The organism is Vibrio viridaestus, from assembly GCF_003856525.1.
GTDB lineage: Bacteria > Pseudomonadota > Gammaproteobacteria > Enterobacterales > Vibrionaceae > Vibrio > Vibrio viridaestus.
Map to the genome: position 1 here is coordinate 158,839 of NZ_RJVQ01000007.1, position 14,098 is coordinate 172,936.

12 protein-coding genes are annotated in these 14,098 nt (G+C 45.0%); 11 read left to right on the forward strand and 1 reads right to left on the reverse strand.

Features of this window, described 5'->3' with window-relative positions; genetic code table 11:
* Positions 1-147: 147 nt before the first annotated feature.
* The 10 genes from EES38_RS15815 to EES38_RS15860 all read left to right on the forward strand — a co-directional run bounded on the left by EES38_RS15815 (position 148) and on the right by EES38_RS15860 (position 12,856).
* Positions 148-1,527 carry an L-serine ammonia-lyase gene (locus EES38_RS15815; protein WP_124938185.1) on the forward strand — a complete coding sequence of 460 codons (1,380 nt, stop codon included), beginning with the start codon at positions 148-150 and terminating at the stop codon, positions 1,525-1,527.
* Between the two features lie 309 nt (positions 1,528-1,836).
* Complete coding sequence (gene gbdR, locus EES38_RS15820; protein ID WP_124938186.1) at positions 1,837-2,976, forward strand: choline metabolism transcriptional regulator GbdR; 1,140 nt, start codon at positions 1,837-1,839, stop codon at positions 2,974-2,976.
* 173 nt (positions 2,977-3,149) lie between these two features.
* Positions 3,150-4,127 (forward strand): dipeptidase, encoded by a 978-nt coding sequence (locus EES38_RS15825; RefSeq protein WP_124938187.1) that lies wholly within the window; start codon positions 3,150-3,152, stop codon positions 4,125-4,127.
* A 45-nt stretch (positions 4,128-4,172) separates the two neighbouring features.
* Positions 4,173-4,706, forward strand: a complete 534-nt coding sequence (locus EES38_RS15830; protein WP_124938188.1) for a DUF5943 domain-containing protein — start codon at positions 4,173-4,175, stop codon at positions 4,704-4,706.
* Positions 4,707-4,785: 79 nt separating this feature from the next.
* The gene (locus EES38_RS15835) at positions 4,786-6,849 is read left to right on the forward strand and encodes an NADH:flavin oxidoreductase (RefSeq protein WP_124938189.1); all 2,064 of its coding nucleotides are present in this window, start codon (positions 4,786-4,788) and stop codon (positions 6,847-6,849) included.
* Between the two features lie 9 nt (positions 6,850-6,858).
* On the forward strand, positions 6,859-8,823 hold the full coding sequence (locus EES38_RS15840) for a (Fe-S)-binding protein (protein WP_124938190.1): 1,965 nt from the start codon (positions 6,859-6,861) through the stop codon (positions 8,821-8,823).
* A gap of 9 nt (positions 8,824-8,832) precedes the next feature.
* On the forward strand, positions 8,833-10,083 hold the full coding sequence (gene etfA, locus EES38_RS15845; protein ID WP_124938191.1) for an electron transfer flavoprotein subunit alpha: 1,251 nt from the start codon (positions 8,833-8,835) through the stop codon (positions 10,081-10,083).
* Positions 10,073-10,867: an electron transfer flavoprotein subunit beta gene (etfB, locus tag EES38_RS15850; RefSeq protein WP_124938192.1), complete on the forward strand. Its 795-nt coding sequence runs from the start codon at positions 10,073-10,075 to the stop codon at positions 10,865-10,867. The genes etfA and etfB overlap by 11 nt, the downstream gene beginning before the upstream one ends.
* A 72-nt stretch (positions 10,868-10,939) precedes the next feature.
* A complete protein-coding gene (locus EES38_RS15855; protein ID WP_124938193.1) occupies positions 10,940-12,541 on the forward strand; it encodes a BCCT family transporter in 1,602 nt (533 codons plus the stop codon).
* A 66-nt stretch (positions 12,542-12,607) separates the two neighbouring features.
* Positions 12,608-12,856, forward strand: coding sequence for a hypothetical protein (locus EES38_RS15860; protein WP_124938194.1), 249 nt, complete (start codon positions 12,608-12,610; stop codon positions 12,854-12,856).
* A gap of 53 nt (positions 12,857-12,909) precedes the next feature.
* Here EES38_RS15860 and EES38_RS15865 read toward each other — a convergent pair whose 3' ends face one another.
* Positions 12,910-13,401: a GNAT family N-acetyltransferase gene (locus EES38_RS15865; RefSeq protein ID WP_124938195.1), complete on the reverse strand. Its 492-nt coding sequence runs from the start codon at positions 13,399-13,401 to the stop codon at positions 12,910-12,912.
* 224 nt (positions 13,402-13,625) lie between these two features.
* Between EES38_RS15865 and EES38_RS15870 the strand changes: the two genes are divergently transcribed.
* Positions 13,626-14,051 (forward strand): universal stress protein, encoded by a 426-nt coding sequence (locus tag EES38_RS15870; protein ID WP_124938196.1) that lies wholly within the window; start codon positions 13,626-13,628, stop codon positions 14,049-14,051.
* The last annotated feature ends 47 nt before the right edge of the window (positions 14,052-14,098 follow it).

Consider the following 14,098-nt stretch of genomic DNA (forward strand, 5'->3'; position numbering starts at 1 on the left):
GTGTCCACTCCCCCTTTTTATTTCCCACTTTGTTACGTCTGTATCGTCGACATTAGAAGTCCAAATGTCGCTTTAAAGCACGCCTTTAATCCTCGAATCACCAATAATTCATTAAACCTAAATGAAATGGAATGTTCGGGAGTTGCTATGAGTATTAGCGTATTTGACTTGTTTAAAGTTGGCGTCGGTCCGTCAAGTTCACACACTGTAGGCCCGATGAAAGCGGCTCATACCTTTATTACGGATTTGGAATCTCAAGGCGATCTGGGTCAGACTGAGAAAGTCATAGTGACTTTGTATGGTTCCTTGAGTGCAACGGGTCATGGACATGGCACTGATAAAGCGGTGTTAATGGGACTAATGGGATATCAGCCAGATACAATTGATCCACTGCTTATCGAGCCAGCTATTCGCGCAATCTGCGAAACCGGTACACTCATGTTAGCGCAAAAGAAGAACATTGCGTTTGATTGGCAAAGTGAGATGAGGTTTGAAGACGAAGTACTTCCGTATCACCCAAATGCGATGACGGTACGAGCAGTCGATTCTGATGATCATATTTTGCGTGAAACGACATATTACTCTATTGGTGGTGGTTTCGTCTTAGATGAACACGCTATACAAACACAAGATACAGTTATTCAGACAGTTAACTACCCGCTGGACTTCAATAGCGGGGCAGAGCTATTAAAGATATGTGAACAACATAACCTGCGTATTAGCGATGTCGTGTTGAAGAATGAAGAGTCAGTCCAGGATGTGACTACCGTTAAAGCTGGCATCTATCATCTCTGGCAGGTGATGCAGGAATGTATTGCTAATGGTATCGAAAATGAAGGTATCTTACCCGGCGGATTAGACGTAAAGAGAAGAGCAGCATCGCTTCATCGAGCGTTGACACATGCCACAGAAGATTGTGTCATCTACACCACGCTAAGTGGAATGGATTGGGTCAACTTGTTTGCTCTCGCTGTGAATGAAGAAAATGCCGCAGGTGGAAGAATGGTAACCGCACCAACCAATGGTGCTGCGGGTATCATCCCTGCTGTATTGATGTATCACATGCGCTTTCATCCAAAAGCGAAACCGAAAGATGTCATTAAGTTTTTCCTTGCTGCGACGGCTATCGGGACATTATGCAAAAAAAATGCGTCAATCTCTGGTGCGGAAGTAGGGTGTCAGGGAGAGGTAGGCTCTGCTAGTGCGATGGCTGCAGCAGGACTGGCTGAAATTCTGGGTGGAACACCCGAGCAAGTTGAAAATGCAGCGGAAATTGCGTTGGAGCACAATCTGGGGCTGACCTGTGATCCTATTGGAGGCTTAGTTCAGGTGCCGTGTATAGAACGTAATGCGATTGCTGCCGTTAAAGCGATAAATGCAGCGAATATGGCATTAAGAGGCGATGGTAAACATTTTGTCTCTCTTGATAAAGTCATTCGTACTATGCGCGACACAGGGCGCGATATGCAGGATAAATATAAAGAAACGTCGCGAGGAGGACTGGCCGTCAATACCATCGAATGCTGAATATATTACTCAATTCTTATGCAATGAATCCCTTTCATGGTGCTTTTGGCTGATTATGGTGCACAATATTTCAGCAAAGCACGTGTTATTGAGAGGAGTTCTTATTTATCTGCAACTCAAATTGCGGGAAGTTGAACGGTCGTTCAATAAAAAACCGTCTGGAACCGTTCTATTTGCGACACGCAGAGATTGCGTACTACAGGATCAAATTAATTGGGTATGAATGTTGCACTTTTGTTAATGCTCAACAAGCGTGGTTAGCCGTGTATTAAACCTCCTTAATTCCGATTACAGATAATGGAGTGCGCAATGTCAGACTTATATACCGCAATAGATAATAAAAAGACAAACAAGGAAGTAAACCGAATTGGTTTTTTATTGCTCAACAATTTCACTATGCTCGCTCTTGCATCAGCAGTTGATCCGTTGAGAATGGCCAATCAATTAAGTGGTAAAGAACTCTATGACTGGTACACCATCACAGAAGATGGTCAACCAGTGACAGCAAGTGATGGTATGACGATCATGCCTGATACATCAATGGCTTCGGCACCGAAGTTGGACACTCTCATTGTTGTTGGCGGGGTCAATATCACCCGCAGTTATACTCGTCGTCAGCTTAGTTGGCTACAATCGCTTAACCGTAAACACGTACGAATGGGCGGTGTTTGTACCGGTCCGTATGTACTTGCTGAAGCGGGCTTGTTAGATGGTTATCAGTGTAGTGCCCACTGGGAATGCATTGCGTCACTCCAGGAAGCGCATCCACGCGTAAATTGTACTAATCACTTATTTGTTATCGACCGTGATCGAATGACTTGCAGTGGTGGTTCAGTACCTCTAGATATGATGATAAACATGATTCAGAAGGACTATGGACGAGAACTCGCTTCATGCGTTTCTGAGATGTTTATTTGCGACAGAGTTCGAGGTGAAGGTGACTTCCAGAAGGTACCGCTTCGTCATGTGCTCGGTACAGCGCAACCTAAGTTGGTTGAAGCGATTACCTTGATGGAAGCGAATATTGAAGAAACTATTGAACTGGACGATTTAGCTATGTACGTTGGATTATCTCGCCGACAGCTAGAGCGCTTATTCCAGAAATATCTCGAATGCTCACCATCAAAATATTACCTGAAATTGCGTCTGTTCCGTGCGCGTCAGCTATTGCGTCAAACATCGATGTCGATCATCGAGATTGCAACAGCGTGCGGATTTGTCTCCTCGCCACATTTCAGCAAGTGTTACCGTATTCATATTGGTCTATCACCTCGTGCAGAACGAGTTGGTCAGCAAGAGAAAGACTTAGGTAAAGGGAACTATTCAGTAGAAGCGATAGATTCGCATTTTGCCGATAACGTGACGCCCTTTGAACCACTTTCAGTTCGCTCCACAAAAGCACTACATGAAGCTCAATATGAGCCGACATACGGATCTATTGTTGTCTAAACAATAAATTCTTCGTGTCTTAGCCATCAGCTTGTCTGGTGGCTTTTTTTTGCTTCAAATTCTATCAGCCTGTTACGCAAAAGGAGAGTCGGGTGACGTTTTCAGAACACTATTAAAGTGCCTTGTTACCTATTCTGAATTGCATAGTCATAGGGAAACAGGCAGGTAAAAAAATGGATTCACGAGAACTGCACGATGACGCCATAGTAATCGATGGATTGGTTATCGCGAAATGGGATAGAGACCTATTTGTAGACATGCGCAAAGGCGGTTTAACCGCAGCTAACTGCACCGTATCGGTTTGGGAAGGCTTTCAAAATACGGTCAACAATATCGTCGCGATGAATAATCTCATCGAAGACAACAGCGATATCGTCCTTAAAGTGAAATGCACAGACGATATTCGCCGCGCTAAAAAAGAAGGGAAAACTGGCGTAATGATGGGTTTTCAAAACGCCCATGCATACGAAGACCAGCTTGGATATGTTCAGGTTTTCAAAGATCTGGGCGTTGGTGTTGTACAAATGTGTTACAACACCCAAAACCTGGTAGGCACTGGCTGTTACGAACGTGATGGTGGTCTGTCGGGTTTTGGTCACGAGATCGTGGCTGAAATGAACCGAGTAGGGGTGATGTGTGACTTATCACATGTCGGCGCCAAAACGTCACAAGAAGTCATCATCGCTTCAAAAAAACCTGTCTGCTACTCACATTGCCTACCTAGTGGCCTAAAAGACCATCCGCGTAATAAATCAGACGAAGACATCAAATTCATTGCCGATCATGGTGGCTTTGTTGGTGTAACGATGTTTGCGCCATTTTTGAAAAGAGGCATCCATTCGAGCATAGAAGATTACGTCGAAGCGATTGATTACATCTTTAATATCGTTGGCGAAGATCACATCGGTATCGGTACCGATTTTACTCAGGGACAAGATCAGCCATTTTTCGAATGGCTGACTCACGACAAAGGCTATGCGCGTCGTCTTACCAACTTCGGTGAAATTATTAATCCCGAAGGTATTCGTACATTGGGTGAATTTCCAAATCTGACGGATGCTTTACTTCGTCATGGTTTCTCAGAGACCCAGGTACGAAAAATTATGGGAGAGAACTGGTTACGGGTTCTTGGCGAAGTTTGGGGCGAATAAGCTAGCTGGTTGAATAAAGGAAAAAAGAGAAAGGGAGAATTCCAAATGAGTGTACATGCACCTGAAATGCCAATTTTAGTGGATGATGAAACAGGCGTCTGGACGACAGATGCGCTACCAATGATTTACGTTCCAAGACATTTCTTTATCAATAATCATATGGGAATTGAAGAAGAGATTGGTGCTGAGCGTTACGCTGAAATTCTTTACAAAGCGGGTCATAAATCAGCTTTTTATTGGTGTGAAAAAGAAGCGGAAGAGCACGGCTTAGTTGGTGAAGAAATTTTCATGCATTACATGAAACGTATATCTCAACGTGGCTGGGGTCTGTTTACGATTGAGCACCTGGACGCAGAAAAAGGTGAAGCAAGAATTCGTTTGGATCATTCCTGTTTTGTTTATCAATACGGCAAAGTGAATCGCAAAGTTGATTACATGTTTACGGGTTGGTTTGCCGGTGCTGTTGATCAGGTCGCACAAAGCATGGGATTTGATGTTAAGACTCAGGCGGTACAAGTTCAAAGCGGCGCTGAAGAAGGTTGTGATTTCGGTTTATTTGAAGTTACACCATTAGCGTAACAGCCATATTATTTAAAACACAAAAAGCATTGTCATGGAAGACGGCCTCAGATGGACAGAGGCCGATACGAGGTGAAGCATGTCTCAGTTTGATATTCTGTTCCAACCACTAAAAATTAATAAAACCACAATACGTAACCGTATAGTCAGTACCGCTCACGCAGAGGTCTATGCCACAGAAGGCGGCATGACAACTGACCGCTACGTTAAATATTACGAAGAAAAGGCCAAAGGTGGATGTGGCCTATGCATTTGTGGTGGTTCCAGTGTGGTATCAATTGATAGCCCTCAAAGTTGGTGGAGTTCAGTAAATCTCTCTACCGACCGAATCATTCCTCATTTTCAGAATTTAGCCGATGCCGTTCATAAACATGGCGGTAAGATAATGATCCAAATTACGCATATGGGTAGACGTTCTCGTTGGGATGGTGAAAACTGGCCTAATCTAATGTCGCCATCAGGTATTCGTGAACCAGTGCATCGTGCGACATGCAAAACAATTGAAGAAGAAGATATTTGGCGTGTTATCGGTGACTTTGCTAAAGCGGCAGTGAGAGCAAAAGAGGGTGGCCTTGATGGTGTTGAACTCTCGGCTGTTCACCAACATATGATCGACCAATTCTGGTCTCCACGTGTTAACAAACGCACGGATAAATGGGGTGGTAGCTTTGAAAATCGTATGCGTTTTGGGATGGAAGTCCTTAATGCAGTGAGAGAAGCTGTTGGCCCCGATTTTGTTGTTGGTATGCGTATCACGGGAGATGAATTCCATCCAGATGGTCTAACTCATGACGATATGAAGCAGATAGCGGCCTACTACGATGCAACGGGCAAAGTGGATTATTTTGGTGTCGTCGGCTCAGGTTGTGATACGCACAATACCCTGGCTAACGTTATTCCAAATATGAGCTATCCACCAGAACCCTTCCTTCACCTGGCTGCTGGCATCAAAGAAGTGGTCTCTGTACCTGTGATTCACGCACAGAATATTAAAGATCCTAATCAGGCTAAACGTATTTTGGAAGGCGGCTATGTCGACTTCGTTGGCATGACCCGAGCCCATATCGCTGATCCCCATTTGATTGCCAAAATTAAACTCAATCAAACAGACCAGATTCGTCAGTGCGTCGGAGCAAACTACTGCATCGATCGCCAATATATGGGGTTAGATGTGCTCTGTATTCAGAACGCCGCCACATCTCGCGAACATATGGGCATGCCTCATATCATTGAAAAAACCACAGGACCCGTCCGTAAAGTGGTTATCGTGGGTGGTGGGCCTGGCGGACTTGAAGCCGCGCGGGTTGCTGCAGAGCGTGGTCACAATGTGACTCTAATTGAGAAAGGTGAAGAACTGGGTGGACAGGTAACTATTGCGTCCAAAGCTCCTCAACGTGATCAAATGGCTGGTATTACCCGCTGGCTTGCAATGGAAGTGAATCGACTTGGGGTAGAAGTTCTGACGGGAATGGCTGCAGATGCATCAGTGATTCGCGAAATGAACCCAGACGTTTGCATACTCGCTACGGGAGGCAGACCTTATCTTGAACAAAACCCGGAATGGGGCGCAGCGGAAGGTCTCATCGTTTCGACATGGGATATTCTGAACGGCAAGGTTGAACCGGGTAAAAACGTGCTTGTCTTCGATACCATTTGTGAGTTTTCTGGTATGTCAGCAGCGGATTACCTTACATCCAAAGGGGCGAAAGTTGAATTAGTGACCGACGATATCAAACCGGGTGTGGGTATCGGTGGTACTACCTTCCCAACTTATTACCGCAGCCTTTATGAAAAAGAAGTCATCATGACATCTGATTTAGCCTTAGAGAAAGTTTATCGTGAAGGCGACAATCTCATCGCGGTCTTAGAGAACGAATATACAGGTCAAAAAGAAGAACGTGTTGTCGATCAGGTGGTGGTCGAAAATGGCACGCGACCCAATGAAGAACTGTATTACGAGTTAAAAAATGAATCCGTCAATAAAGGACAGATAGACAACGAGACGCTTTTTGCAGCTCAACCTCAGCCTGTTTTGGCTGAACAGTCATCCGGTATGATTTTATGGCGCTTAGGTGACTGTGTGTCACAACGTAACGTTCATGCTGCTATCTACGATGCACTTCGTTTGTGTAAAGATCTTTAAGGGGGCGTTATGTACCTTGAATGGCTACTTCCAATCCTTGTAACAACGGCTGCTGTACTGGCCGTTGTTGGGATGGCACGTCGTTTTTCCTTATGGCGCAGAGGGCAGAAGTCACCAGTGAATATTTTGTCTGGGTTGGCTGCGATGCCCAGACGATATCTCGTTGACTTACACCACGTTGTTGCTCGCGACAAAGTGATGTCTCATACCCACGTAGCGACAGCAGGCGGCTTCGTTTTGTCTGTTGTGCTTATTTTTGCAGTACATGTCTTCAATATCGCACCACATATTCTATCTTGGGTACTGATGGGCTCGCTGGCGATCATGTTTGTCGGTGCTATTTCAGTATACCGTCGTCGAGTTAGTCCGCCATCTCGCTTGTCGAAAGGACCATGGATGCGCTTACCAAAAAGCTTGCTTGTCTTCTCCGTATCCTTATTCATTGCAACTTTGCCAGCGTCAGGAATACTGCCGGAAAATACGTTTGGCTGGTTGGCGAGCGCAATTCTCGTTGTCGGTATCATTTGGGGCGTCGGTGAGATGTTCTTTGGTATGGGGTGGGGCGGACCAATGAAACACGCCTTTGCTGGCTCGTTACATTTGGCATTTCATCGTCGACCAGAGCGATTTGGCGGTGGTCGTTCCACAGGACTGAAAGTTGTCGATCTTTCAGCAGAGAAACTCGGTGTTGAAAAACCGCAGGATTTTAAATGGAATCAGCTATTAGGATTTGATGCCTGCGTTCAGTGTGGCAAATGCGAAGCTGTATGCCCTGCTTTTGCTGCGGGTCAGCCGCTTAATCCGAAGAAATTGATTCAAGATATGGTGGTTGGTTTGGCGGGGGGAACGGATGCCAAATACGCAGGCAGTCCATACCCTGGAAAAGAAACCGGTTGTGCAAAGGGTGGACATGATCAGCCTATCGTTGGCGGATTGGTAAGCTCAGAGACATTGTGGTCGTGTACTACCTGTCGCGCCTGTGTGGAAGAATGTCCGATGATGATCGAACATGTGGACGCCGTAGTGGATATGCGTCGCTTCCTTACTCTAGAAAAAGGTGAGACGCCAACCAAAGGTGTTGAGGTGTTGGAAAATTTAATTTTCACCGACAATCCTAACGGTCATGCACCGCAAAAGCGCTCAAACTGGGCTGCCGACCAGGAATTAGCTTTAATGTCTGAGGTAAAACGAGCCGATGTCTTGTTTTGGGTTTCAGATGGAGCGTTTGACATGCGCAGTCAGCGTATCCTGAAATCATTCGTCAAAATTCTTAAAGCTGCCAAAATCGACTTCGCCATTTTAGGTGATGAAGAACTTGATAGCGGAGATGTTGCAAGACGACTTGGCGATGATGCAACATTCCAGCGTCTTGCTATGCGTAACATTCAAACACTAAGTAAATATCAGTTTGACTGCATCGTTACCACCGATCCTCATGCATTCCATTGTTTGAAGAATGAATACCCAGATATGTACCCCGATGGGACTATGCCGAACTATCAGGTATGGCACCATACCACCTTTATCAATCAACTCGCTGAGAAAGGACTTATTAATCTGAACCAGTATCAGGGTGGAAAAGTCACTTACCACGATCCTTGCTATCTGGGACGTTATAACGGTGAATACGACTCTCCTCGTGCGCTGCTTAAGCAACTTGGTATTGAATTGGCTGAAATGGAGCGTTCAGGTTTTCGCTCTCGTTGTTGCGGTGGTGGTGGCGGCGCACCGATTACCGATATCCCAGGAGAGCGTCGTATAGCTGACATGCGTATGGACGATGTTCGTGAAACGGGTGCAGAGCTTGTGGCCGTGGGCTGTCAACAATGCACCGCGATGCTTGAAGGTGTCGTTGAGCCCAGACCTGAAGTCAAAGATATAGCAGAAATTGTCGCGGATGTTCTAGCAGAAGCTACAGATAATCAAGAGCAGGTGTCCACTTGGGAACCCGAACAACAGCCACTTACGGTGTAGGAGTAATACATGAGTGAAATCATAATACGCCGAGATCCTCGAGCTGAGTGGATAATGCGTAACCGCCTTCATCCTGAGCACAAATCGTTCATTGCTGAAACAACAGAAGAACGTGGCCCGAGCGGACTTATTCGTCGATACCCGCATCGAGTAGGGTTCATTGGTCCGAACGGGATTAAGCGAATAGATCGATTGAACGGCAGTAACATTGCTCCGATCGCTCTGCGCGCTCGTAACGCTTCAGTGGAGGAGAAGCTTCCACTCCATATTGTCGATAATCCAGATTTTTACGTCATGGTAGTGCCAGATATGACTGGTGGTCGATTAACCAGTCACGATAAAGACATTCTTGGGCAAGCACACAGTCTGGTGAAAGAAGCAGGCAATGGTGCAGTGGTCGCCATCGTGTTTGGGCAACACAAAGAAGAACATTTCTCTACTGCTGGTGTGGACAGACTAATCCATATCGAGCGAGAGGAATTTGAAACTTATTGCCCCGAACTTAAAACAAGAATACTCGAACAGATAGATACTGCATGTACGCCAAAATTCTGGTTGTTCCCAGACAGTATCAGTGGTGGTTTTGAATTAGGTGCTCGTCTGGCTGCTTTGATTAATGAAAGACCAGCGACCCAGGCTTGGCAGGTTAATAGTAATACTACTACTTGTCGTGCTGGTGGCGGCCGTTATGACATCGAGCGCGCTACGCCAAGAGTTCTGCTACTTGCGCAAGAATGCGCATTACCCATTGATGAAACTGATCATGAAGTTAAAACATTAGAGCTTAACTTCGCACATTCCAATAAAGAGCTAATGTCATTAAGTGCTATTGATGATTTAGGGCAAATGGCCGTCGATCCTCAATCGGTACCGCTGACTGAAGCTGAGTTTATTCTTTCTGCAGGAAATGGGATTCACGATTGGAATAATTTCCATAACGCCGCAGCCGTTCTTGGAGCAACAGAGGGGGCGAGTCGAGTGGCTGTGGATGATGGTTTTATGCCAAGGCATCGTCAGGTTGGAGCCACTGGTTCCTGGGTAACCGCAAGAGTATATATCGCAGCAGGTATTTCTGGTGCTATACAGCACCTTCAGGGTATTGGAGCGTGCGATAAAGTGATTGCCATCAATACCGATGCGGGATGTGACATGGTCAAGCGTGCCGATTTGAGCGTTATTGCTGATAGCAACGAGTTACTTTCTGAACTGATACGTTTGATGGAGTCATTTCAACAAGAGGAACTGAAAGATGCCGCTTAATGCTGACAAGCCGTTAAAAATTAGCGCACTGATCTCTATTGGCGCTCACCCGGATACTGGTCGTTCAAGAAGAGCGGCAACAGACTCTCGAGCTGTTGAATTAGGTCTAAGTCAATCAGATTGTGAATTGGAAGTCATTCACGCAGGCGATCCGGAAGATCCCGCTTTGGCCTATTACAGTGGTATGGGCTTACAAAAAATCCGCGTGTTGGCCCAGAAGCCGGAATACGATGCGATTGATTCGATCGAACAGTATTTTGCATCCAATATGCCGGATATTGTTTTGACTGGAACTCGTTCCGAGTCTGGTGAATCGTCTGGCATGTTGCCTTTTTTCCTGGCTAAGAGACTCAATTGTCCGGTTGTTATGGGGATTGCTGAAATTCTCTCGGTTGAAAATGGACGTGCTAACGTTTTACAAGCTTTGCCAAGAGGACAACGTCGAAAGCTCAGTGTTGCGATTCCTTTTGTTGCCAGTGTCGACCAGGCAGCAGCAGAACCAAGACAAAGTGCATTTGGTAGAGCAAGGCACTGTGAGATAGACAAGCAAACTGTCGAAAACTTGCTACTCGATAAAGAGCAGGTTGAATGGAAAGTAACGCCTGCCAAACCTAAAGCAAAACGCTTAAAAGTGGTAAAGGCAAAAAATGCGGCTGATCGCTTTAAAGCGGCTACAGCAAAAACAGCCTCTTCCGGCGGTAAAGTAATCAAAGATAAGCCTGTTACTGAAATGGCTCAGGCTGTGTTTGATCTTCTTTTAGAAGAGGGAGTAATACACCAGTAATAAAGCACGCGCTGGATAACAGGATGTACAGGCGCAACCCGAAAATTGATTGAGTATCCAACGAGGGATCGAATGAAAACGATACTAGATTACCCAAAAATTGACACTAAAGTCTCAAGGATTAAATACAACACAGACTATACCACCGGACAAGATAACGTGCGTATGTTTGGTATGGACATCCACAACCCAGTATTCGGCGTGAGTGCCGCTTTAATTTTGTTATTTATTGTACTGACCTTAGCTTTTCCTGACAGTGCTAAACAAGGCCTGACGGTCGCAAGGAGTTGGTCAATCAATAACTTCGACTGGCTATTTATGGCCGGATGCAATCTCTTTGTTCTATTTTGCTTCTTTCTGCTCCTTTCCCCTGTTGGCAAAATTAGAATTGGTGGTAAAACGGCGAAACCTGAGTTTTCTCGAATTTCATGGTTTAGCATGCTTTTTGCTGCTGGAATGGGTATTGGTTTGATGTTCTGGAGTGTCGCTGAGCCAGTCGCGTACTACACAGATTGGTACGGCACTCCTTTGAACGTTGCTGCCCGAACAGAAGAAGCAAAGCAAATGGCTTTAGCCGCGACGATGTATCACTGGGGGTTACATCCTTGGGCCATCTATGCGGTGGTTGGTCTCGCACTGGCCTTCTTTTCGTATAATAAAGGACTACCACTTACGATTCGCTCGGCGTTTTTCCCCATTCTGGGAGAACGTTGCTGGGGAACGATTGGTAACGTTATCGATATACTTGCTGTTCTTGCGACTATTTTTGGATTGGCGACATCACTTGGATTTGGCGCGCAACAAGCAGCTGGTGGGTTGAGCTATCTATTCGGTGTTTCGAATGGTCTATCAACGCAAATCGGATTTATCATTGTTGTTACTGCGATTGCGATTATCTCTGTCACTCGTGGGCTAGATGGTGGCGTAAAGATTCTGAGTAATATCAATATGCTTATTGCAGTAGGAATGATCGCATTGCTTATCGCAGTGGGTCCGACATTGGCTATTTTCCAAACAGCGGGTGATATTGCTGCTGGATATGCACAGAATTTTATCCCGTTGTCCGATTGGATCGGTCGTGAAGATACGACTTGGTTTCATGGTTGGACTGTTTTTTATTGGGCTTGGTGGGTTTCTTGGTCTCCATTTGTCGGCATGTTTATTGCGCGAGTGTCCAAAGGGCGTACTGTCAGAGAATTCGTGTTAGCGGTTCTGATAGTGCCAACACTTGTTACCTTGATTTGGTTGAGTGTGATGGGGGGAACAGCACTTGAACAAGCAACAAATGGGGTTGGAGAACTTGCTAATGGAATTGGTGATGTGTCGCAAGCCATGTTCCAAATGTTTGCCAATGTATCTCTAAGTGGTCTACTTTCTGTTGTTGGTATCGTTCTCGTTTTGGTATTTTTCGTTACCTCTTCAGATTCAGGCTCGTTAGTTATCGATAGCATCACTGCGGGAGGTAAATTAGATGTACCCGTTCCTCAACGCGTTTTTTGGGCTGCATTGGAAGGCATCATCGCAATAGCTTTGTTGCTGGGAGGCGGCTCAGATGCACTGACTGCTCTTCAGGCAGGGGCGATTACTACCGGATTACCGTTTACTGTCGTACTGATTCTCATGTGTTGGAGTTTGTACAGCGGGCTCAATTCTGAAAAACACTTATATAAATAGACTAATTTCAATAATAAAACGGTGGGTAAACCAAACGCCCACTGAACTAACGTCGAGGATTGACATATGATGTACGCAGATCTTGTAGATATGAATGACTTTACATCGGCAATCGCCGAGCTCGGAGTCGTATGTGATAGTACCGAAAGTGATAATGTAAAGCGAAGTATTGAAACCTGGCTTGGCAAAGCGGCGCCATCAGAATCAAAGCAGTTTTGGGCGACGGTATCCAGAATAGAAGAAGATGGTATTTTGTTGCCAGAAGTGGAAAGCCTTATCTACTGGAGCCATGAGTTGGAAGCGGTTGGTCAATAAGTCTGTCTCGTCATACCGATTTGGGGAAGTAAGTTTCACTTCCCCCAAATTTCTTATTTTAATTTCTTCTGCCAAAATTGTGCGATGCCTGTTCCCTCGCTCAGCTCGTATGGAGCAAAACCAAATTTAGTATAGGCTGATTGAGCAACCGAATTGCCTGCTAATACTTCCAAAGTCACTTTACAGCAGTCCCTTTTTCGAGCGATGCTTTCAACTTCTTCTAGGAGTCGCTGACTTAAACCTAAGCCACGAAAGGACGCTTTTATCGCGATATCATGGATATTGACTAATGGTTTCGCTGCAAATGTCGAAAATGCTTCGAAGCAATTGCATAAACCTGCGGGTTGATTATCTACGTAGCATAACAAACTGAATGCTCCCGGTACTTCACGAAGTTTAGCGACTAAATTCGTCCGTACGTATTCCGAGATGGGTTCATTGCCACCCATTTCATCATTGGCGTAATCGTTAAGTAGTTCAATAAGATCTTTAGCGTGCTGTGAATTCTCATAATCAGCTACAAAAATTTCAATTTTTCGATTCATAACTTGGCTGGTCAGAAGGTGATAGTTACGATGATGTGATATTCCTTAGTTCCGGTCAATACAGATGTATGTGCGATACGGCTATAAGCTAAGACCAGACAGTTATAAACATATTGATTTATCAGATCTTTTTGTCATTTATTCGTGATTCTGCGACCAGTTCGATACTATTTTGTTAGATAAGGCATATCCTTGGCATAAGTAGTAAAGCCTGAGGAGGACTTATGATTTACCAGCATATTTTGGTGGCATTAGAACTGTCTGAAGACAGCAAAAAATTAATCGATAAAGCGATATCATTCGCGCAAGCTGCACAAGCAGATATTTCATTTATTCATGTTGACGGTACGATTGGTGACATATCTACTGAATTGATTGATATTCAAGCCGATAAAACTGCACGACCTCTTAATGACCGAGCTAACGAAATGTTACGTGAATTGCAGGCGTATCCAGATTGTCCAATTCAAAAGTTTTTGGTCGGTACCGGCGATTTAGGCGACAAACTGGCAGGAACGATCATAGAAAATGATTTCGATTTATTAGTTTGTGGGCATCACCACGACTTTTGGAGCAACATTGTCTCGTATTCCCGCCACCTGATTAATAAATCATCGATTGATATTCTTGTCGTGCCACTTAGAAAATAACCAGACGGTAACAGAAAAGAACGTAGTGAAGCCAAATTTATACTATT